Annotated in this window: 15 protein-coding genes; 6 read left to right on the top strand and 9 right to left on the bottom strand. The window is 73.2% G+C overall.

The annotated features are described in order from the left end of the window. Nucleotides 1-1,876 (top strand): fibronectin type III domain-containing protein (locus tag Asi02nite_RS42890; protein WP_203718908.1); only part of this gene is annotated, 1,876 nt, incomplete at its 5' end. Here Asi02nite_RS42890 and Asi02nite_RS38055 read toward each other — a convergent pair. Continuing rightward, nucleotides 1,822-3,228: a sensor histidine kinase gene (locus Asi02nite_RS38055; protein ID WP_203718921.1), complete on the bottom strand. Its 1,407-nt coding sequence runs from the start codon at nucleotides 3,226-3,228 to the stop codon at nucleotides 1,822-1,824. The two genes, Asi02nite_RS42890 and Asi02nite_RS38055, sit on opposite strands and share 55 nt — an antisense overlap. A 44-nt stretch (nucleotides 3,229-3,272) precedes the next feature. After that, nucleotides 3,273-3,929 carry a response regulator transcription factor gene (locus tag Asi02nite_RS38060; RefSeq protein WP_203718909.1) on the bottom strand — a complete coding sequence of 219 codons (657 nt, stop codon included), beginning with the start codon at nucleotides 3,927-3,929 and terminating at the stop codon, nucleotides 3,273-3,275. A gap of 96 nt (nucleotides 3,930-4,025) precedes the next feature. On the opposite strand from Asi02nite_RS38060, the gene Asi02nite_RS38065 reads away from it, so the two are divergent. After that, on the top strand, nucleotides 4,026-5,180 hold the full coding sequence (locus Asi02nite_RS38065) for a LolA family protein (protein ID WP_203718910.1): 1,155 nt from the start codon (nucleotides 4,026-4,028) through the stop codon (nucleotides 5,178-5,180). Nucleotides 5,181-5,257: 77 nt separating this feature from the next. Continuing rightward, on the top strand, nucleotides 5,258-6,115 hold the full coding sequence (locus Asi02nite_RS38070; RefSeq protein WP_203718922.1) for an NAD(+)/NADH kinase: 858 nt from the start codon (nucleotides 5,258-5,260) through the stop codon (nucleotides 6,113-6,115). 54 nt (nucleotides 6,116-6,169) lie between these two features. On the opposite strand, the gene Asi02nite_RS38075 is transcribed toward Asi02nite_RS38070, so the two are convergent. Continuing rightward, nucleotides 6,170-7,537 carry a cellulase family glycosylhydrolase gene (locus tag Asi02nite_RS38075; protein WP_203718911.1) on the bottom strand — a complete coding sequence of 456 codons (1,368 nt, stop codon included), beginning with the start codon at nucleotides 7,535-7,537 and terminating at the stop codon, nucleotides 6,170-6,172. A 191-nt stretch (nucleotides 7,538-7,728) separates the two neighbouring features. Here Asi02nite_RS38075 and Asi02nite_RS38080 point away from each other — a divergent pair, with 191 nt between their 5' ends. Together Asi02nite_RS38080 and Asi02nite_RS38085 are read left to right on the top strand one after the other, a co-directional pair. Then, complete coding sequence (locus Asi02nite_RS38080) at nucleotides 7,729-8,691, top strand: TIGR03557 family F420-dependent LLM class oxidoreductase (protein WP_203718912.1); 963 nt, start codon at nucleotides 7,729-7,731, stop codon at nucleotides 8,689-8,691. A gap of 38 nt (nucleotides 8,692-8,729) precedes the next feature. Further along, nucleotides 8,730-9,716, top strand: coding sequence for an LLM class flavin-dependent oxidoreductase (locus Asi02nite_RS38085; RefSeq protein ID WP_203718913.1), 987 nt, complete (start codon nucleotides 8,730-8,732; stop codon nucleotides 9,714-9,716). Here Asi02nite_RS38085 and Asi02nite_RS38090 read toward each other — a convergent pair. Both Asi02nite_RS38090 and Asi02nite_RS38095 read right to left on the bottom strand, forming a co-directional pair. Further along, on the bottom strand, nucleotides 9,704-11,917 hold the full coding sequence (locus Asi02nite_RS38090; protein WP_203718914.1) for a rhamnogalacturonan lyase family protein: 2,214 nt from the start codon (nucleotides 11,915-11,917) through the stop codon (nucleotides 9,704-9,706). The two genes, Asi02nite_RS38085 and Asi02nite_RS38090, sit on opposite strands and share 13 nt — an antisense overlap. Continuing rightward, nucleotides 11,914-14,931, bottom strand: a complete 3,018-nt coding sequence (locus Asi02nite_RS38095; RefSeq protein ID WP_203718915.1) for a glycoside hydrolase family 9 protein — start codon at nucleotides 14,929-14,931, stop codon at nucleotides 11,914-11,916. The genes Asi02nite_RS38090 and Asi02nite_RS38095 overlap by 4 nt, the downstream gene beginning before the upstream one ends. Nucleotides 14,932-15,099: 168 nt before the next feature. On the opposite strand from Asi02nite_RS38095, the gene Asi02nite_RS38100 reads away from it, so the two are divergent. Then, nucleotides 15,100-15,843 carry a hypothetical protein gene (locus Asi02nite_RS38100; protein WP_203718916.1) on the top strand — a complete coding sequence of 248 codons (744 nt, stop codon included), beginning with the start codon at nucleotides 15,100-15,102 and terminating at the stop codon, nucleotides 15,841-15,843. Here the strand turns inward: Asi02nite_RS38100 and Asi02nite_RS38105 are convergent. The 4 genes from Asi02nite_RS38105 to Asi02nite_RS38120 are packed head-to-tail and all read right to left on the bottom strand — an operon-like array spanning nucleotide 15,833 to nucleotide 20,165. Continuing rightward, nucleotides 15,833-16,639, bottom strand: coding sequence for an endonuclease/exonuclease/phosphatase family protein (locus tag Asi02nite_RS38105; protein WP_203718917.1), 807 nt, complete (start codon nucleotides 16,637-16,639; stop codon nucleotides 15,833-15,835). The two genes, Asi02nite_RS38100 and Asi02nite_RS38105, sit on opposite strands and share 11 nt — an antisense overlap. Then, entirely contained in the window at nucleotides 16,575-18,080 is a 1,506-nt protein-coding gene (locus Asi02nite_RS38110; RefSeq protein WP_203718918.1) for a phosphatase PAP2 family protein, read from the bottom strand. Before Asi02nite_RS38110 ends, Asi02nite_RS38105 begins: the two co-directional genes overlap by 65 nt. Nucleotides 18,081-18,091: 11 nt before the next feature. After that, nucleotides 18,092-19,093 carry a YihY/virulence factor BrkB family protein gene (locus tag Asi02nite_RS38115; protein ID WP_203718919.1) on the bottom strand — a complete coding sequence of 334 codons (1,002 nt, stop codon included), beginning with the start codon at nucleotides 19,091-19,093 and terminating at the stop codon, nucleotides 18,092-18,094. A 19-nt stretch (nucleotides 19,094-19,112) separates the two neighbouring features. Beyond that, complete coding sequence (locus tag Asi02nite_RS38120) at nucleotides 19,113-20,165, bottom strand: diacylglycerol/lipid kinase family protein (RefSeq protein WP_203718920.1); 1,053 nt, start codon at nucleotides 20,163-20,165, stop codon at nucleotides 19,113-19,115. Nucleotides 20,166-20,369: the final 204 nt, after the last annotated feature.

Here is a 20,369-nt window from a genome sequence, read left to right on the forward strand (position 1 = left end):
CACGGCCACCACGCTCGCCGCCGTGCTCCACCGCGTCGGGGCGCACGAGCGAGCCGCCCGGCTCTACCACGACGTGATCCTCGAGCTGTCGGCCGCGGAGGGCCCCGAGTCGGCCCGGGTGCTGGCCGCGCACGCCGACCTCGCCACGGTCGAATACGCCCGCGGCGACTGCGCGACCGCCCGGACCCGGCTCGAGGACGCCTGGGAGCTGCACCGCGAGGTCTACGGGGACGGCCACCCCGCCGGCATCCGGATGCTGGCCAAGCTCGGCGCCATGGAGCGCGACTGCGGCCGGCGCGCCGACTCGCAGGCCCACCTCGCGCTGGCCCAGGAGCTGTGCCGCACCCACCTGCCGGCCGACCACCCGCTGGTCGCCCAGGTGGCGGCGCTCGCCCGGGCGCCGGCCAACCCCGACCACGCCTGCGTCGTCGAGGACAGCGAGCTGGTCGCGACCGACTCGGGGCCGCCCCCGCCGCGCGCCTCGGGCGACGCGGCGGGCGCCGGCTACGTGCGGCCGTTCACGCCCGTGCCCGAGCACATCCCGCCGGTCGCCCCGACGCCGATGACCGCGCCCCCGGTCGCCCCGACACCGGTCACCCCGCCGCCCGTCGCGCCGGCGCCGGTCACGCCGACCCTGCGCGACGGGTTCGGCAGCGGCTCGGCGCTCGACGACCTCGAGGCGCGGGGCGGGCCCCGGCACGCCGCGTCCGACGAGGGCCGCGACCTCTACGCCGACGGTTCCGACCTGCGCGACGCGTACGCGGCGGAGGTCTATCCGCCCGAGGCCGAGGCGCCGCCGGAGGCGTGGTCGCCGCCCACGCAGCGGTCGGCGCCGGAACGGCCGCTCTGGCCCGCCGGGGCCGCCGGCCCCAGCGCGGGCTGGGCCGGACGCGCGAGCGACGAGGACCGCTCGGAGTGGGCCCGCGAACGCGAGCCGACCGGCGACGAGGTCTGGCGCCGCCAGGACGAGGCCACCTGGGACCGCACGACCAGCGAGACCTGGGACGGCACAGGCACCGACGACTGGGACTCCGCCGCGACAGGCCGGGAGGCTCAGCCTCCGGAGGCGGACACAGGCCGCGACACCACCCAGGAGGCCGACAAGGGGTGGGAGGACCAGCCCGGCGCGGAGGGTGACGAGGCGTGGTCCGGACGGGTGCGCGGCGACGAGCGCTGGGCCGCACCGGCCGGCCCGATGCTGCCCGACGACGACTGGGAGCGCGACGCGTGGGGCCCCGATCCCGGCGCGGCCTCGCTGCCCGGCGGGCCCGCGGCACCCGCCGCGGCGGCGTCCGCGCGGCCCCGCGAGCTGGAAGCCGGCGAAGAGGCCGAGCGTCGCGCCGCCCGCCTGCCCGAGCGGCGGCCGCCCGGCGCCCTGCCGGTCCGGGTCGCTCCCCCGCCGCGCGAGCCACGGCGGCGGGTCGCCCCGCTGGTGATCGCCGGCATCCTGGTCGTGGTGCTCGGCGCCGCCGCCGTCATCGCCGGCTTCGCCCTGGTCGACCGTCAGGGCAACGGCGGCCCGGTCACCCAGCCGACCGTGCCGCTACCCACGGCCCGCGCCACCACGGCGCCGCCCACCACCACCGCGCCGCCCGTCGCCCGGCCGGGCACGCCGCCCGGTGACGTCGCCCTCGACGACGGGTCCGACGAGGTCACGCTCCGGTGGACCTACCCGGCGGGCGCCGCGGGGCCGGTCGTCGTTTCGGCGGGGCCGCGCGGCCAGCAACCCCGGCAGATCGAGCAGCTGCCCTCGGGCGCCGACAACTACGTGGTCTACGGGCTCGACTCCGGTGACGACTACTGCTTCGTGGTCGGCGTCGTCTACCCGGCCGGCGTGGTCGGCCGCGCCAAGCCCGTCTGCACCGACCGCGGCTGATCCGGCTCCACGACCAGGTCAGGATCGTCGGTGCCGGGCATGGCCGGCAGCTCCGCGGCCGGCAGGCGGACCAGCACCCGCAGGCCCGGCTCCGCGTCGGCCAGCGTGACCGTGCCGCCGTGCCGGGCCACCAGCTCCCGCACGATCGAGAGCCCGAGGCCGGCGCCGCCCGCGTCGCGGGCCCGGGCGTCGTCGAGCCGGGTGAACCGGTCGAACACCCGGTCGCGGTCGGCCGCGGGCACGCCCGGGCCGTCGTCGGTCACGGTGATCTCGACCTGGTCGCCGACCACCGCCGCGGCCAGCTCGACCCGGCTGCGGGCGTGCCGGACCGCGTTGTCGAGCAGGTTGGCCACGACCCGGTCCAGCGCCGCCTCGTCGCCGACGGTCCACGGCGTGCCCGCGACGGGCAGCAGCGTGACCTTGGCCGGGTAGCGGGCCGCCACCTCGGCGAGCAGCCCGCCGACGTCGACCGGGCCGGTCACCGGGTCGGGGCGTCCGGCCAGGTCGTCGGCGCGGGCGAGCAGCAGCAGGTCGTCGACCAGGCGCCCGAGCCGGCGGACGTCGGCCAGCAGGTCGTCGGTGTCGGGCGGGTCGCCGATGCGCTGCGCCACCTCGAGCTGGGTGCGCAGGTTGGCCAGTGGCGAGCGCAGCTCGTGCGCGGCGTCGGCGACGAACGTCCGCTGCCGGGCCCGGGCCCGCTCCAGCCGGCCCAGCATGCCGTTGAGGGTCACCGCGAGCCGGTGGATCTCGTCGCGGGACTCCGGCAGCGGCAGCCGCGCCCCGTCGGTGATCGCCTCGGCGCCGGCCCGCAGCGCCTCGACCGGGCGCAGGGTCGCCCCGATCACCCGCCAGGCGATCGCCGCGAGCAGCAGGACCAGCAACGGGTACGCGATCAGCAGCGAGTGCTTGAGCAGGTCGACGGCGCGCACGAGGTCACCGAGCGACTTGGCGACCAGCACGGTCCTCGGCTCGGCGGCCGTGCCCGCGGGCACGGCGACGACCTGGACCGGCCCGTTGACGCCGATCCGCTCGCCCGGGATGTAGACGGTGGTCGGCTTGTCGCGCCGGACCGCCGGCCGCTCGTCGGCGTAGAGGAACGGCACCAGCCGGTCCGCGCCGAGCGAGGCCGCCCGTACCCGGCCGTCGCCGTCGATGACCTGGGCGCGGACGTCGTCACCGGTGACCGGCAGCGGGTCGGGCAGCGAGTCGTTGGCGATCAGCTCGGCCAGCCCGTCGGCGGTCTTGACGGCGCTGTCCTCGGCGCCCCGGTGCAGCGTGCCGCCGAGCACCGTGACCAGCAGGACCCCGCCGACCATCAGGCCGGCGACCAGGCCGGAGACGCCGAGGAGCATCAGCCGGCCGCGCAGGCTCAGCCGCCGCCACACCCGCCCCGGGCTCATGTCGCCAGCCGGTAGCCGGCGCCGCGGACCGTCTCCAGCCGGTCGCGGCCGAGCTTGCGCCGCAGGTAGCCGACGTAGACCTCGACCGCGTTCTCCGCGGTCTCGAGGCTGGCGTCCCAGACGTGGTCGAGCAACTCGGTCTTGGAGACCACCTCGCCCGGGCGCCGCATCAGGTATTCGAGCAGCGCGAACTCGCGGGCGGTCAGCCCGACCGGGTCGCCGTCGCGGGTGACCGTGCGCTGCGCGGGGTCGAGCCGCAGGTCGCCGGCCTCGAGCACGGCCGGGCGGGCGGGCGCCCCGCGGCGCAGCAGCGCCCGCAGCCGGGCGAGCAGCACGACGTACGAGAACGGTTTGGTCAGGTAGTCGTCGGCGCCGCAGTCGAGCCCGTCGGCCTGGTCGTACTCGCCGTCCTTGGCCGAGAGCATCAGCACCGGCAGCCAGTTGTCCTCGGCCCGCAGCGCGCGCACGACGCGGTAGCCGGAGAGCCCAGGCAGCATCACATCGAGGATCATGGCGTCGTACTCGCCGTGGCGGGCCAACTCGAGCCCCGCCGGGCCGTCGCCGGCCACGTCGACCGCGAAGCCCTCGGCCTGCAGCCCACGCCGCAGCGCCGAGGCCAGCCGCGCCTCGTCCTCCACCACCAGCAACCGCACCAGTAGAGCGTGCCATCCCGGGAGGGGTCCGGCCCAGATCTCTCAGCGGCGTCTCAGCCGGCCCACGGCATCATGTTCCGCAGGAGGTATCCACCCATGTCTGTCCTGACCAAACGTCCGGTGCTCCGCTGGCTGGTCCCCGCGACCGCCGCGGCCGCGGTGATCGGTGGCGGCGCCGCCGTGGCCACGGTCGCCGGCGCGGCCGACCCGACCCTCCCCGAACGCTCAGCCGCGCAACTCCTCGTCGACGTGCAGACCGCCCGCCTCGACGGCCTCTCCGGCACCGTCGTGCAGCGGGCCGACCTCGGCCTCCCGCCGATCGCCAGCCTCGCCGGCATGCTCGGCGACGACAACCTGATGTCGCTCGTCGACGGCCAGCACACGCTGCGGGTCTGGTACGCCGGCCCCGACAAGGCCCGCGTCTCGCTGGTCGGCGGCAACGCCCAGACCGACCTGATCCGCAACGGCTCCGACGCCTGGGTCTGGAGCAGCCGGGCCAAGACGGCCACCCACACCAAGATCGACGCCGACGGCGACCACGGGGCGCCGCCGACCGGCCTGCCCACCTCGCCGCAGGAGGCCGCCGACCTGGCGCTCAAGGCGATCGAGCCCAGCACGCAGGTCAGCGTCGGGCGCTCCACGAACATCGCGGGTCGCGACGCGTACGAGCTGAACCTGACCCCGCGTGACCGCGCCTCGCTGGTCGGCCAGATCTCGATCGCGGTCGACGCGACCGAGCACGTGCCGCTGCGCTTCCGGATCTACCCGAGCGCGTCCGACAAGCCGGCGTTCGAGGTCGCCTTCACGATGGTCAACTTCGACCGCCCCGACGACGCCCAGTTCACCTTCAACCCGCCGCCGGGCACCAAGGTCAACGAGGCGAAGCAACTGGTCGAGGACGCCGCGAAGAGCAAGGACGGCCAGGCGCTCCAGGACCGGATCGCCAAGGAGAAGGAGCGGGCCGCCAAGGGCACGAAGCCCGCGGGCGAGGGCCCGACCGTGATCGGCACCGGCTGGACCACGGTGATCATGGCCCGGCTGGACCAGCCGGCCGGCCAGCAGCCGGGCGGCGACGAGATGAAGCAGATCACCGGCCTGCTCGGCCAGCTTCCGAAGGTCAGCGGCGCCTGGGGCAGCGGGCGGCTGTTCACCAGCCACCTCGCCACGGGCCTGCTCACCGACGACGGCCGCGTGTTCTTCGGCGCCGTCGCACCGGAGAAGCTCTACGAGGCGGCGACCACCCACCGCTGACCTCACCCGTCACCCGGAGCGCCCGATCCCACGGATCGGGCGCTCCGCCGTTCAGGCACTACAGTTGCGCTGTGGGAATGGTGCATACCGTCGGGATCGTGCTGCATCCGCAGCGCGACTCGGCCCCTGCCATGGAGACCATCCTCAAGTGGGCCGGCAACCACGGCGCCTCGGTGCTCGGGCTGGCCGACGACATCGCCCGGATCGACTGCAACGCGATCCCGGTCGATCCCGAGACGCTCGCCGACAAGTCCAACATCCTGGTCAGCCTCGGTGGCGACGGCACCATGCTGCGCAGCATGCGGCTGGCCGCGGGCACGAAGACGCCGGTGCTCGGGGTCAACCTGGGCAAGCTCGGCTACCTCGCCGAGATCGACGTCGACGACCTGCCGTGGGCGCTCTCCGCGATCGACAACCGGCAATACTCGCTGGAGGAGCGGCTGGCGATCCGCTCGACGCTGCCCGAGGGGCGCGAGGTCACGGCTTTCAACGACATCGCTCTGGTACGCGTGCCCGGCGACGGTTCGGCCGCGATCGGTGTGCGGATCCTCGGCGTCCCGTTCGTCCGGTACGCCGCCGACGCGGTGATCGTGGCGACCCCGACGGGGTCCACCGCGTACGCGTTCTCCGCCGGCGGCCCCATCGTCTCCCCCAACCTCGAGGGCGTCCTGGTCGTACCGTCGTCGCCGCACTCCTCGTACAACCGCGCTTTGATGCTCTCGGTCGACGAGACGCTCAGCCTCGACGTGCTGGAGCGCAGCGGTCGGTTGGCGGTCGAGGTCGACGGCGGCGTGGCGACCTACGTCGGCCCCGGCGACCGCATCGACGTCAACGCGGTGCCGGGCGCGGCCCGGGTGATCCGGCTGGGCCACACGACCTTCTCGGAGCGCGCCCGGCGCAAGCTGCGCGTGACCGGCAGCGCCGAGGTCGACTAAGGAACGGACCGTTGTTAACGCTTTTCGCATAACAACGGTCCGTTCCAAACAGACTCAGCTCGCGGTGCAGCTCAGCGAGGGTGTGCTGTTGCTGCCCGTCCACGAGCCCAGGAAGCCGAACGTGGCGCTCGCGCCCGCGCCGAGCGTGCCGTTGTAGGTCACGTTGCGGGCCGTCACCGCGCTGCCCGAACTGGTCAGCGTGGTGTTCCAGGACTGGCTGATCCGCTGGCCGTCGGCCCACGTCCAGCCCACCGTCCAGGAGCTGATCGCGGCGCTGCCCGCGGTGACCGAGACCTCGGCCTGGAACCCACCGGGCCATTGGCCGATCACCCGGTAGGCGGCCGTGCAGCCGCGGGCCGGCGGCGGCGTGGTCGGCTGCGCGGTCGGCGAGTTCGTCGGGCCCGTCGTCGGTGAGCCCGTCGGGCCGCCGCCGAACACCGTGGCTTCGCGCGAGGTCGACCGGATCCCGTTGGCGCCGTCGACGATCCGCTGGCCCCAGGTCGTCCGCTGGTTCGGGTCGAAGTTGGTGACCATGTCGAGGTACTCGACGCCACCGCCGTTGCCGCTCCACGACCAGCCGATGTAGCCGATCCGGTTGGCCTGCGTGTAGGACATGATCGTGTCCTCGTCGGGGTTCCCGTCGGAGTGGTTGTGCCCGAACTCGCCGACCACGATCGGCAGGTTCGCGGCCCGGAAGCGGCCCAGATAGTCGGTGATCTCCGCCGCGGTGTCGAACACGCCGTACATGTGGATGCTGAACACCGTGTTGCGGTCGGGGTCGGCGGCGAACACGCTCGCCGCGTTGTCCCGCATCTCGAACCGCCAGTCCTGGCCCCAGTTCGGCGCGTCGACCATCAGCGTGTGGTCGAAGCCGGCCGTACGCATCCGCTGGATCGCCGTGGTCGTCGCCTGGGTCCACGTCGGACTGACGGCGTTGTTGCCGACCGGCTCGTTGCCGATGTTGATGATGATGTAGCGCTCCTGGCCGGCCAGCACGTCGCGCAGGCCGATCCAGTAGTCGACGGCGGTGGACAGCGGCACGGAGCCGCTCTGTTCGCCGTACCCGGTGGTGTCGTGGTTCTCCAGCACGCAGATCAGCCGGTTCTGCCGGCACAGGCTGATCACGTTGGCCACGTCGCTCGCGCTGTTGGCCGGCCAGCGGCCGCCGCTGAGCACGACCCGCACGGTGTTGGCGCCGGTGGCCTTGATGTCGGCGAAGGCCCGGGTCTGGCCGGTGTACCAGGTGTGCGCATGGCTGATGCCGCGCATGACGAACTCGGTGCCGTTGGCGTCGTAGAGACGGCCGTTGGACACGGTGAAGCCCGCGGCCGCGCGGGCCGGTGAGCCGATCGTGAGGACGAACAGGGCCGCGAGGGCGGCCGCGGACAGCGCCGATAGGACGGCGAGGAGTCGGGATCGCATTTCCTGCCTTCACAAGGGAGACGTGACAAGGGCCGGCAGCTGGCCCGTCAGCTGCCGCCCGGCTCCCTGGGCGCGGCTTCACAGTAGGGCCGCCGGCCGGGACAGGTCAACCGGTTAAGTAGCCGCCACGGTTGACCTCGCCGAACCGGGGTAACCGGGCAGAACGGGACGTTCTTTCGGGAGGTTGAGCGATGGTCGCCGTTGGCTACTCACTGCTGTGCGAGCAGTCCGGGCCCAAGGACCTGGTCGACTACGCGGTCCGGGCCGAGGAGGTCGGCTTCGCGCAGATCACGATCTCGGACCACTACTACCCGTGGCTCGACGCGCAGGGGCATTCGCCGTACGCGTGGTCGGTGCTCGGCGCGGTGGCCCACGCGACGTCCCGGGCCGAGCTGATGACCTACATCACCTGCCCGACGCGGCGCTACCACCCTGCCGTCGTGGCCCAGAAGGCGGCGACGATGCAACTCCTGGCCGACGGCCGGTTCGTGCTCGGCGTCGGCGCGGGCGAGAACCTCAACGAGCACGTGGTCGGCCCGTGGCCGCACGTGCGCGAGCGGCACGCGATGCTGGCCGAGGCGCTGGAGATCATCCGGCCGCTGCTGGACGGCGAGCAGCTCACCTACTCGGGCGAGTACTTCGAGGTGCCGGAGGCGTACGTCTGGGACCGCTCGGAGACCCGCGTACCGATCGCGGTGGCGCTCTCCGGGCCCGAGTCGGCGGGCCTCGCGGGCGAGTACGGCGACGGCGCGATCGCGACACAGCCGGAGTCGCGGCTGCTGCGGCTCTTCGACGACGCGGGCGGTTCGGGCAAGCCGCGGTACGGGCAGCAGCCGATCTGCTGGGGCCGCGACGAGGCGGCGGCGCGGAAGGTCGCGCACGAGCAGTTCCCGTGGTTCGGCATGGGCTGGAAGGTCAACTCCAACCTGCCGAACCCGGCGGCGTTCGCGGACGTGTCGCAGTTCGTCCGCGAGGAGGACGTGGCGGCCGGCATCCCCTGCGGGCCGGACACCGCCCGGCACGTCGAGGCCGTCAAGTCGTTCGCCGACGCGGGCTTCACGCACGTCTCGGTGCTCCAGATCGGCGACGAGAGCCAGCGGGACTTCTTCGACTGGGCGTCGAGCGAGCTTCTGCCCGAACTGAACCGCCTGTAGGGGAAGCCTTCCGGCGGCGGCGGTGTTGTCTTCTCTTCGTGATCGACGTTCCGCTTTCCGTGCTCGATGTCGCCCCCGTCGCCGCCAACGGCTCGCCCGGGGAGGCCCTGGCCCACACCACCGCCCTCGCCCGGCGCACCGAGGAGCTCGGCTTCCGCCGGTTCTGGGTCGCCGAGCACCACAACATGCCCGCCATCGCGTCCTCGGCGCCGGCCGTGCTCCTCGCCCACCTGGCCGCGAACACCTCGACGATGCGGGTGGGCTCGGGCGGCGTGATGCTGCCGAACCACGCCCCGCTGGTGGTCGCGGAGCAGTTCGGCACGCTGGCCGCGCTGCACCCCGGGCGGATCGACCTGGGCATCGGCCGGGCGCCGGGCACCGACCAGGCGACGGCGCTCGCCCTGCGGCGGACCGTCGAGGGGCTCTCGGCGGAGCAGTTCCCGCAGGAGCTGGCCGCGTTGATCAACTACTTCACGCAGGACGACCCCGGGTCGATCATCGCGTCGCCGGGCGCGGGTGAGTCGCCCGAGGTGTGGCTGCTCGGGTCGAGCGGCTACAGCGCCCAGCTCGCCGGGCTGCTCGGCCTGCCGTTCGCCTTCGCCCACCACTTCAGCGCGCAGAACACGTTGCCGGCGCTGGCGCTCTACCGCGAGCGGTTCACCCCGTCGCGCTGGCTCGACGAGCCGCACGCGATGGTCGCGGTCTCGGTGGTGTGCGCCGACACCGACGAGCGGGCGCGGTTCCTCAGCGGGCCGGCCGGGCTCTCGTTCCTGCGGCTGCGCCAGGGCCGGCCGCAGCCCCTCGCCACGCCGGAGGAAGCCGCCGCCCACCCGTACACCGAGGTCGAACGGATCTTCATGGCCGACCGCCAGGTCGGGCAGGCGGTCGGCTCGCCCTCGACGGTCGAGGGGCAGCTCTCGGCGCTCCTCGAGGCCACCAGGGCGGACGAGCTGATGCTCACCACCATGGTGTACGACGTCGAGGACCGGATCCGCTCGTTCGAGCTGGTGCGTCAGCTCACGTAGACGTTGGGCCGGGGCGGCTGCGCCATCCCGTTGCCGATGAAGAAGCTCGGGTGCGGCGGCTGGTTGTAGGCGGTGTTCTGCCACGCGAGCGCGACCCGGTACATGGGGTCGTGGGCAAGGGTGTGGATGCGGCGGTCGGTCAGGCTGGGTGTCGCGTAGATCCGCAGGGCCGTGCTCTCGCTCGTGCGCCAGATCACCTCCTCGCGCCAGTCGCCGAGGATGTCGCCGGACAGCGCCGGGGTGGCCTTGGTGCCGTTGTTGCCGGCCACCCCGGAGCCGGTGAGCAGGCGGGTGTCGCCGCCCGTGCCGTACTTGTCGATCCGGGTCTGGTCGAGCAGCTCGCGCACCGGGTCGCCGTCCCACCAGATCACGAAGTTGGCGCTCGACGGCTTGCGGCCGACGTTGGCACCCGTGGCACCGCGCAGGCCGTCGACCGCGCTGGACCACGACTCGGCGCCGGCGCTGCCGGCATGGATGTCCGCGGCCACGCCACGCCCGTTGTCGCCGGCGGGCGCCGTCTCCCAGAGCACCTGGCCGGTACGCGCGTCCGCGAACCAGGAGCCCGGTTCGCCGCTGTTCTCGGAGACCTTGAAGTATTCCAGCCCCGGCCGGCCCGGGTTCAGGTCGCCGAGGTGGGCGGCGTCGCCGTGGCCGTTCCCGGTGTTCCACAGTGGAGCGCCGTTGTCGTCGACGGTCATCGCGCCGAACACCACCTCGTCGCGGCCGTCGGCGTCCACGTCGCCGATGGTGAGGCTGTGGTTGCCCTGGCCGGCGTACTGCGCCCCGGCGCTGTTGGAGTCGAACGTCCAGCGCCGGCGCAGGGTGCCGTCGCGGAAGTCGTAGGCGACGATGACCGTGCGGGTGTAGTAGCCGCGGGAGACGATCAGGCTCGGCCGCGTGCCGTCCAGGTAGGCGGTGCCGGCGAGGAACCGGTCGACCCGGTTGCCGTAGTTGTCGCCCCAGCTCGACACGGTGCCGCGCGGCGGCAGGTAGTCCACGGTGGACCGCGTCGCACCGGTGCGGCCGTCGAACATCGTGAGGAACTCCGGGCCGCTCAGCACGTAACCGCTGCTGTTGCGGTGGTCGGCAGTCGCGTTGCCGATCACCTGGCCGGTTCCGGAGCGCGTGCCGTCGGCCGTCTTCATGGCCACCTCGGCGGCGCCGTCACCGTCGTAGTCGTACACCTGGAACTGGGTGTAGTGCGCGCCCGCGCGGATGTTGCGGCCGAGGTCGACGCGCCACAGCCGGGACCCGTCGAGACGGTACGCGTCGACGAACACGTTGCCCGTGTAGCCGGACTGCGAGTTGTCCTTGGCGTTCGACGGGTCCCACTTGAGCACGATCTCGTAGTCGCCGTCGCCGTCCAGGTCGCCGACGCTCGCGTCGTTGGCGCTGTAGGTGTAGGCCTCACCGGTCGGGGTGCTGCCGCCGGCGGGGCGTTGGATCGGCACGTCCAGGTAGCCGTTGGCGAACCGCAGGGCCGCCGGGCCCGCCGCCTGCTCCACGCCGTTCACGACCGCCCGGACCGTGTAGGTGGCGTCGGCCGCCGCGCCGCTGTCGAGATAGTTGGTGCTGGTCGTGATCGGGGTGCCGGTCAGCCTCGTCGAGCCGCGGTAGACGTGGAAGCCCGTGGTGGTGGCCTCGGTGCCGAGCAGCCGCCAGGAGACCAGGTTGCCGTTGCCCGAGCGGACGCTGATCGCGCCGCGGTCCAGGTCCTCGACCTGCCTGGCCCCGGCCGCGGGTGGGTTGGTGGGCGGGTCGGTCGGCGGGTCGGTCGGCGTCGGGGTCGGGTTGCCGGGCGTCGTGCCGCCGGTGCACGCGGTGCCGTTGAGCGAGAAGGCGTTCGGGGCCGGGTTGCTGCCCGTCCAGGAGCCGTTGAAGCCGAACTGGGCCGTCCCGTTGGTGGGCAGCGCCGCGTTGTAGGTGACGTTGCGCGCGGTGACGGCCGCGCCGGACTGGGTCACGGTCGCGTTCCAGGCCTGCGTCACGGTCTGGCCGCCGGTGTAGCTCCAGGTCAGCGCCCACCCGTCGATCGGGTCGCCGAGGTTGGTGACCGTCACGGCCGCGCCGAAGCCGCCCTGCCACTGGTTGCTGACCGCGTAGTCGACCCGGCACCCCGCCGCCGCGGTGGCAGTGCCCACCGCGGCGGCGAGGCTCGCGCCGAGGAGCGCGGTCGCCGTCACGACCGCGACCGTCCTCATGACGAGCACCGGCTTCCGTTGACGGTCACCAGGCCCGGCGCGGGATTGGCGTAGGAGGACGACTGGGTGGCGTTGAAGCCGAACATGACGGAAGCTCCCGGTTGGATGCGGGCGTTGTGGGACTCGTTGCGGGCGGTCAGCACCGCGCCGGCCTGGCTCGCCTGGGCCAGCCACGCCTCGCGCAGCCGCTGGTCCCCGGTGAACGCGAACGTCGCGGTCCACCCGTTGACGGCGGCGGTGCCGGTGTTGGTGATGTCGAGTTGGCCGGTGAAGCCCGTGCCGCCCGACCAGGTGCCGTAGTCGGTGTAGACCACCCGGCACGAGACGGTCGCGGGCGCCGGGCCGGCACCCTGGTCGGCGAGGAACGACGAGAGCCAGGCCAGCGCCGAGTTCCAGTTGATCGCGACCTCGTTGGTGGCGTACGAGTTGATGTCGTCGACGTAGCAGAACATCGGCTTGCAGCCGTCGAGCAACTGCTTGGCGAACGGGTCGTCGAGGCCCGCGTTGGCGCCGCCCGCGATCGAGCCCGCCGGCGGGTGCGGCAGATCGGGGTCGAGCTGGTGAGCGAAGATCCGGCTGTGCTGGTTCTCGGCGGCGTTCTCGCCCCAACCGGTCACATAGGACTGGTTGAGCGCGTTGCGGCCGAGGATGTAGTCCATCGCCTCGATCGCGCCAATGCGGTACTTCGCCTGGCCGGTCAGGTCGAACGCGGTCGCCAGGACCACGGCGTTGTTGATGACGTTGCTGTTGGCGCCCCAGAGGTAGGCGCCCGGGTGGCCCGGCATGGGCAGGCCGTAGGCCTGGGTGCCGGCGGTGGCGAGGTAGGCGTCGGCGGCGGCCCGCACGGAGTCGCGGATCCGGCTCTGCTCCGCCGCCGGCAGTCCGTTGGGGACCGTGGCGAGGTCCAGCCGGCCCAGGGCGGCGGTGCTGCCCCAGGAGAAGCCGGTCGCGGCGAAGACGTCGCCGGTGTGGTGCCGTGAGGCCGCGAGGTCGGTGCGGTAGGTGGCGGCACCGGTGGTCAGGTAGAGCTCGGCGGCCGCCCAGTAGAACTCGTCGGTCACGTCGTCGTCGCTGTAGGCGCCGCCGCCGTTGCCGTCGGTCGGGCTGGCGTACACGGCGGGATGGGCCTTGGCGGCCGCGTACGCCGTCTTCGCCGCGGCGAGGGCGCGGCCCGCGAAGGCCGCGTCGTACGGTGCCCACAGGCGGGCGCCCTGCGCGGCGGCGGCCGCCAGGTTGAGGGTCGCCGCGGTCGACGGCGGGTGCAGCTCGCGCGGCTGCGGGTCCGCCTCGGGCGCGAGCGGCAGGCCGGTCCAGTTCTGGTCGTGCAGCTTGTGGTGCGCCATGCCGGCGAGCGGCTGGCCGGCGGGCACCTGCATGCGCAGGAGCCACTCGAGCTCCCAGCGGGCCTCGTCGAGGATGTCCGGGACCTTGTTGCCGCGCTCGGGCAGGCGCAGCGTGCCGTCGCCGAGCTGCGCGCCCCAGGCCGCGGTGGGCGCCGTCTTCGTGCGCTCGTAGGTGCTCAGCAACTGGGCCGTGGCGATGCCGCCGTTGACGACGTACTTGCCGTGGTCGCCGGCGTCGTACCAGCCGCCGCGCGCGTCGAGCCGGTAGCCGCAGACGCCGGGCTGGCACGGCACGTCGGTGTCGCCCTGGTTGGGCGCCACGCCGAGGTGGCCGGCGGGGCGGGCGTACTCTTCGCCGGCGAGGGCGGCGTCGATCGCGATGCCGCTGCGCTGGACGTAGAAGAAGTGCAGGGAGTCCGCGCGGAGGCGGTCGTACAGCGTCCGCGTGATGTCGAACGGGTGGCTGGTCTCGCCGTCGGCGACGAGGGTGAGTCCGGTGCCCTGCGTCGCGTACCCGCTGAAGTCGATGGTGTGGACGTTCTGGCCGGACGCCGCGTCGATGCCGCGCGGTGTGCTGCTGCCGCCGGCGACGACGGCCCCGTTCTTCGTGAGCTGCCACGGCAGGGCGGCGGTCGCGTCGGTCACCAGGGTGGCCCGCTTCGGGCCGTCGGGGAGGTAGCCGACCTGGTTGACGCGGACGCGCGGGCCGGTGTCGGGGACGTAGGGCGGCTCGGCCTCGCCGCCGCGCAGGCTCACGTTGTCGAGGCAGAAGCGGAAGCCGTCGGTGTTGCCGCCGACCTGGAACGCGACCTGGCCCGCCGGGGTGTCGTCGGGGGCGGTGAAGGTGAACTCGTAGTGGTCGCCGGCCGCGGTCAGCGGGAGGTCATGGCTGAAATAGCCGGTGTACGGGTCGGCGCCGAGTTGCACGGCGACGCGCACGGTGGCCGCCGGGCTGCTTTGGGCGTCGAAGCTGAGCGTGTAGGTCGCGCCGGCGGTGAGCAGGACGTCGTTCTGACCGACGCCGCCGTCCCACGGGTTGGCCATCCCGCCGGGCACCACGGAGCAGAGCCGGCCGTCCTCGACGGCGGTGCTGGTGGTGCCGTAGGAGTACCAGCCGGCGGTGCCGTCGCCGAAATCGCCGTTCTCGATCTGCTCGGGCGCGAGGTCGCCGTCGCTGGTCAGGCTGACGTCGTCGAGACAGAAGGTGTACGGGTCGGCCTTGCCGCCCAGGTGCAGCGTGAACGTGCCGTCGGCGGCGGTCAGGCCGCTGGTGAAGGTGTGCTGCTCGCGGCCGCCGTCCGGGGTGACGCTCGTGGACAGCACGGTGGTGTAGGGCGCGGCGTTGAGTTGCACGTTGGCCGTCACGGTGGTGTCCACTGTGGCGTCCGCGGTGAAGGCCAGCGCGTATTCCGCCCCGTCTGCCAGCGGGATGCCGTTGTGGCCGATCGCGACGTCCCAGGGGTTGGTGGTCCCGCCGGGCACGTCGACACAGAGCCGACCGTCCCTTGTGGTCAACGTGGTGCCCGTGGCCCACCAGGGCGAGGTGCCGGTGTCGAAGGTGCCGTTGGCGATGTGCTCGGTCGGTGCGGCGACGGCCGGGCCGGCCGTGGTCCCGATGAGGCCGACGGCGGCGGCGAGCACGACGACGGTGGCGGCAGCACGACGTTTCACGGGCCGCCCCTTCAGGCCTTAAGGCATAGACAACCATGCTTGGAAGCGCTCCCATACTGCCAGCGCGGCTGATGACTGTCAATGCGATCGACGAACCCGCCGAGCCGGACGTATGGATCGGACGGTCGGCCTCGATGACGATGGATACATGACAGGTCGGGGGACGCCGTGGGAATCCTGATGATGTGCGCCTCGATCGGCGCCGTGTTCGCGGCCGTCGGGGCGGCGCAGGTCGCCCTGCGGTGGTGGCTGATCCGGCGCCGGCCGGTGCTGACCTGCGCCGAGTTCGCGTCCGCCCGGCCCGGCACCGCCGTGGTGGTCGTCGGACGTACGGCCGCCGGGCCGGTGATCTCCGCCTACCACAGCGGCGTGGCCTGCGTGGGGTTCCAGGTCGTCCGCGTCCACGAACACGTCGTCAGTGACAATTACACGGAAACCATCAAGGACCCTGGTTTCGACAACGGCGACACGAGGCTGCACGACGACGTGGGCGACGCGACGATCCACGTCGCCGGGCCGGTCCGCACCGGCAAGATGCTCCTGTTCAACAGTCCGATGATGGTCGCCGTGCGGACCATCGAGGATCCCCGGAACGACAACCGCGACCGGCGGGCCGAACGGGAGTTCGTCGTGCCGGCGAACCGACCGGTCGTCGCGGCCGGAGTGGTCGCGACCCGCGACGGCGACCCCGGCAGCCTGTTCCTGGACGGTGACGGCTGGCCGAACGGAACAGCGCGGGGTCGCCTCGGCGGCGTCACCCGCCGGTTCGCCCGCGACGTCGCCGTGCTCCTGTGCGTCGCCGTCGTGCTGACCGCACTCGCGATCGCCCTCTCCGGGTCGATGCCCCCTGCCTGCTGGCCCGTCGGCGACGTCGAGACACCCCTGACTCCGGGCGTCCCGGTCAGATGTTGATCTCCGCTACCACCGGGTAGTGGTCGCTGGCGCGGTCGGCGTGGGCCGTGCGGAGGATGCGGCACGAGCGGACGTGCTCGGCCAGGGCCGGGGTCGCGAACAGGTAGTCCAGGCGCATGCCCGAGAACTCGGCGCCGCCCAGGGCCGTCGGGGCCGTTTCCGGGGCGCCCTCGCCGACCGCGCGGAAGAGGTCGACCATGCCCGCCGCGTCCAGGGCCGCGATCGCGCGGGTGTCGACCCGGGCGACCTTGCCGACGTCGCGGTCGCTGGGCTTGCTGGTGGGCGGGCGCCAACGCAGGTGGCGGGCGCGGTACTGGCGCGGCAGCGCCCGCAGGCGGTCCTGGTGGTCGGTCCAGGGGTCGAGGGTGTTCAGGTCGCCCATGACCAGCGCCAGCCGCGTCCGGCCGACGGCGTTGACGAGCCAGCGTGCCTCGTGCAGACGGCGCCAGCCCCAGTGCGGGTGCAGGTGCGCGGAGATCACCGTCAGCGGGCCGCCGAGGGTGGCGACGACGACGCGGGCGGCGGCGTGGTGGAACGGCCGGGCCACCGGGCCGGCCGCGAGCACCGTCCAATCAGGATTGGTCAGGACCGCGACCGGCTGGCCCCAGGACGAGCGGGCGCGGACCATCCGCATGTTGAGGCGCTTCGCCAGCCAGGTGCCCGAGTCGCCCCGCAACTCCTGGAGGGCCACCACATCAGGCAGGGCGGTGCCGATGACCTCGGCGATCTCCTCAAGCCGGGTGCCGCGCGACCCGTCGTACCCCCCGGTCTTGATGTTGTAGGTCATCACCCGCATCGGCGGTCACCGCTTCGGCGTTGGGGCGCAGCACGACGTAGAGCAGGCCGACCCAGAGGGCCGTCAGCATCATCGCGCCGAGCAGGTCGCTGGGGTGGTGCATGCCGCGGTAGAAGCGCGAGGTGGCGACGATCAGCGGCATCACCACGGCGGCGACGACGGTGAGCCAGCGCCACCACGCGTCGGTGCGGGCCATGACGATCAGCGCGATCGTCGTCCACAGGCAGAGCGTCGCCGCGATGTGGCCGCTGGGGAACGCCGCCGTGGGCAGGTTCTGGTCGAGGTGCGGCACGTCGGGGCGCGGGCGGTTCACCGCGGCGGCCGACGCGAGGAAGAGCGTCAGCTCGCCCACCATCACCAGCACGAGGAACAGGATCGGCCGCCATTGTCGCCAGCGTGCCAGAACGAGCGTGCTGAACACGAGCGACACGGCGAGGATCGTGTGCGTGTCGCCCGCTTTGCTGGCCACGTGGCTCCAGCCGTCGAGCAGCCCCGTGCGGTGCTCGGCGAACCAGCGCGGCACCGCGGTGTCGAGGTAGGCGAGCACCGTGCCGTCGGCGTGGTAGCTGGCCCACATGCCGAACCCGAACAACGCTCCGAGTACGAGCACCCAGCCGACGAGCACCTCGGCGGACTCGACGAACGGGTGCGGCAGGACGGCGCGCTCGGTCGGTGCCGGCTTGAGGTCGCGGGCGGCCTCCGGCTCCAGGCCCTCGGTCAGCGCCGGCTCGCGGCGGTGCTCCTCGCGGCGCCACAGCCGGAACGCGTACAGGGTGACGCCCAGCCAGGCCGCGCCGAGCAGCCAGCCGGCCAGCACGTCGGAGACGAAGTGCACGCCGAGCGCGATCCGGGACACACCTACGAGGGCGACCAGCGTCGCGACGGCGGCGATGACGGCGGCCCGCCATTTCCTGGGTACGGCGGGCAGGAAGACCAGGAGCAGGCTCCCGTAGACGACGAAGGAGCCGAGCGAGTGTCCACTGGGGAAGCTGTTGCCGGGGGCGTGCGCGACCGGCACGTCGACGACGGGGCGCAGGCGGCCGACGAGCAGCTTGATCGTCGGCTCGAGCGCGAGGGCGCCGAGGCCGGAGACGACCACGAAGATCGCCAGGCGGACGCGGCGCCGGATGAGCAGCACGGCGACCGCGAGGGCGACGACCCAGACCTTCATCGCGCCGCCGAGGTCGGTGACGAACCGGATGACGTCGAGCAGGCCCTCGTGGTCGGCGACGTAGCCGTTGACCTCGTTGGCGACGCCGTGGTCCAGGTCGTACAACGGACCGAACCTGAACCGGACCAGCGCGAGCAGGATCCCGAACCCGATCCCGGCGGCGATGATCGCGACCAGGCCCAGCGCGCTGCGCACGGTGAAGTGCTCGAGGGGCCGCCGGAACAGCGTGCGCGCCGCGCTGTCCCGCGGCGCCTTCGTACCGACCGTCATGGGGCGTTCGTTTACCCGGATGTCGGCTCGCGCACACCATCGACGGCGGCGCGCTGCTCGATCGGCTTCCACATGTCGGGCTCGGCGGGCTCGGGGACGCCGACCCGCAGGCCTTCGAGCTGGGCGGTGAAGGCGAGGCCGAGGAAGAACGCGACGCCGGTCAGGTTGGCCCAGAGCAGCAGGGCCATCATGCCGGTGAGCGCGCCGTAGGTCTGGTTGAAGCTCTCGGCGAGCGAGACGTAGAGGGCGAGCAGGAGGCTGGCGCCGACCCAGAGCACGGTGGCGATGCCGGCGCCGATCAGGAGCCACGACAGGCCGGGCTGGCGGCGGCGCGGGGCGTGCCGGAACAGCACGGCGACCGCGAACACGGTCAGGGCGATCGAGATCGGCCAGCGGACGATGTCCCAGAGGGTGTGGACCCAGCCGCCCCAGCCGTACTCGCGTTGGATCGAGTCGCCGATCGGGCCGCCGGCGACGAGCATCAGGAAGCCGAGCAGCATCGGCAGGCCGGCGGTGACGGCGAGGACCGCGGCGCGGACGTACTTGCGGTGGGCGGGCCGGTCGCGCTCCACGCCGTAGATCCGGTTGGCGCCGCGCTCGACCTGCGACATCGCCATGGTCAGCGCGACCAGGCCGGTGATCAGGCCGAGGGCGAGCGCGAGCTCACCGGCGTCCTCGGTGCGCTCGTCGTCGACGAGCAGGTCGCGGACGACGTCGACGCTGGCGCCCGGGGTCAGGGCGATCACGGTGTCGGCGACGACCCGGCCGCCGGCTTCGACGCCCAGGTCGGTGGTGAGGCCGGTGAGGGCGATCAGGAAGGGTACGACGGCGAGGCAGAGCTGGAAGGCGAACGCGCGGGCGTGGCTGAAGCCGTCGCCGTACCGCAGCCGCACGAACGCGTCGCGGACGAGGTGCCAGCCGCCGTGCCCGCGCAGGGTGTGCCAGGCGTCGTCGGCGGTGAGCTGGTCCGCGGACATCAACCGCGTCTCCGGGACCATCCGCGTCGAGCTCATTCCCCTGCCCCCGTGCTGGTCATTCGCTGCCCACCAGCCGCTCCCCACGCTCGGCGGCGGCGTCGGCGTCGTAGGCGAGGTCGTCGGAGCTTTCCGGCCGGGGTACGCACAGCCAGATCGCGCTGGGCTGGACCTCGACGCGCAGCACCCGGCCGGCGGGAATCACGTCGCCGTCGGTCTGCCGCGGCTGCGGTCGGTTGCTGGTGACCTGGATCGTGTGGCCGCGGTAGGTCTCCATCCGCGGGACGCGCCCCCGCCGGCGGAGCACGCCCCAGCTCAGGGCGGCCCAGTGGCCGACGGTGCGGGGGGTGAGGATGGCGATGTCGAGCCAGCCGTCGTCGGGTTCGGCTTCTTTGAAGAGGCGTACACCGCCTTGCAGCCTTCCCACGTTGGCGATGAGGACGGACCGGGCGCGGCGCCGCATGGGCGGGCGGTCGTCGATGCGCACGGAGAGCCGCATGGGCCGGTCGCGGAGGTGTTTCAGGCCGCCGAACAGGTAGGCGAGCCAGCCGATCCGCGCCTTGGTGGTCTCGGAGGTCGAGTCGAGCATCTGGGCGTCGAACCCCATGCCGGCCATGACCGTGAAGTAGCGCTTCTCGTCGCGCCCCTTGACGAGCCCCAGGTCGAGCCGGCGGCGCCCACCCTCGACCGCGACGGCGATGCCGGCGGCGAGGTCGCCGGAGAGCCCGAGGTTGGCGGCGAGCAGGTTGCCGGTGCCGCTGGGCAGCACGGCGAGGGCGGCCTCGGTGCCCACGAGCCCGGACGCGCAGGCCATGATGGTGCCGTCACCACCGCAGGCGAACACCACTTCGGCCCCGGCCTCGACGGCGGCGCTGCTCTGCCCCCGCCCCGGATCCTCGACGGTCGTCTCGTACCACTCGGGCGCGGGCCAGCCCGCTTTTTCCAGCGCTTTACCCAGGACGGAACGCAGCTCGTCGGGATCATCCAGCTTGGCCGGATTGAACACGACGGCCGAGCGGACCCCTGACCGGCTGACCTCCACGCAGAAAGTGTGCAGGACCGCAACGATTTCGGCGACCCAGAGCACGCCCGGCCCGTGTGGCGCGGTCATCCCACCGTGCACGCGGCCGGGTTACAGCCCCGTGCGCGGCGCGGCCAGCCCACGGCGCGGGCCGCACGGCCGCCGCGGACGCCACACGGCCAGCCCACCGCGCACGCGGTCACACCGCCAGCATGCGCGGTCAGACCCTCGTGTGAGGCCGCACGGCCAACCCACCGCCCACGCCGCAAGGCCAGACCGCCGCGCACGCCGCGC

The sequence above is a fragment of the Asanoa siamensis genome (genome assembly GCF_016862555.1).
Taxonomy (GTDB): domain Bacteria; phylum Actinomycetota; class Actinomycetes; order Mycobacteriales; family Micromonosporaceae; genus Asanoa; species Asanoa siamensis.

Excerpts from the sequence above, each read along its gene's own strand:
- Asi02nite_RS38055 (WP_203718921.1), bottom strand. The coding sequence starts at position 3,228 with ATGCTCCTCGGCGTCTCCGGCCTGGTCGCCGGCCTGATGGTCGGCGGG.
- Asi02nite_RS38065 (WP_203718910.1), top strand. The coding sequence starts at position 4,026 with ATGTCTGTCCTGACCAAACGTCCGGTGCTCCGCTGGCTGGTCCCCGCG.
- Asi02nite_RS38070 (WP_203718922.1), top strand. The coding sequence starts at position 5,258 with ATGGTGCATACCGTCGGGATCGTGCTGCATCCGCAGCGCGACTCGGCC.
- Asi02nite_RS38075 (WP_203718911.1), bottom strand. The coding sequence starts at position 7,537 with ATGCGATCCCGACTCCTCGCCGTCCTATCGGCGCTGTCCGCGGCCGCC.
- Asi02nite_RS38080 (WP_203718912.1), top strand. The coding sequence starts at position 7,729 with ATGGTCGCCGTTGGCTACTCACTGCTGTGCGAGCAGTCCGGGCCCAAG.
- Asi02nite_RS38090 (WP_203718914.1), bottom strand. The coding sequence starts at position 11,917 with ATGAGGACGGTCGCGGTCGTGACGGCGACCGCGCTCCTCGGCGCGAGC.
- Asi02nite_RS38105 (WP_203718917.1), bottom strand. The coding sequence starts at position 16,639 with ATGCGGGTGATGACCTACAACATCAAGACCGGGGGGTACGACGGGTCG.
- Asi02nite_RS38110 (WP_203718918.1), bottom strand. The coding sequence starts at position 18,080 with ATGACGGTCGGTACGAAGGCGCCGCGGGACAGCGCGGCGCGCACGCTG.
- Asi02nite_RS38115 (WP_203718919.1), bottom strand. The coding sequence starts at position 19,093 with ATGAGCTCGACGCGGATGGTCCCGGAGACGCGGTTGATGTCCGCGGAC.
- Asi02nite_RS38120 (WP_203718920.1), bottom strand. The coding sequence starts at position 20,165 with ATGACCGCGCCACACGGGCCGGGCGTGCTCTGGGTCGCCGAAATCGTT.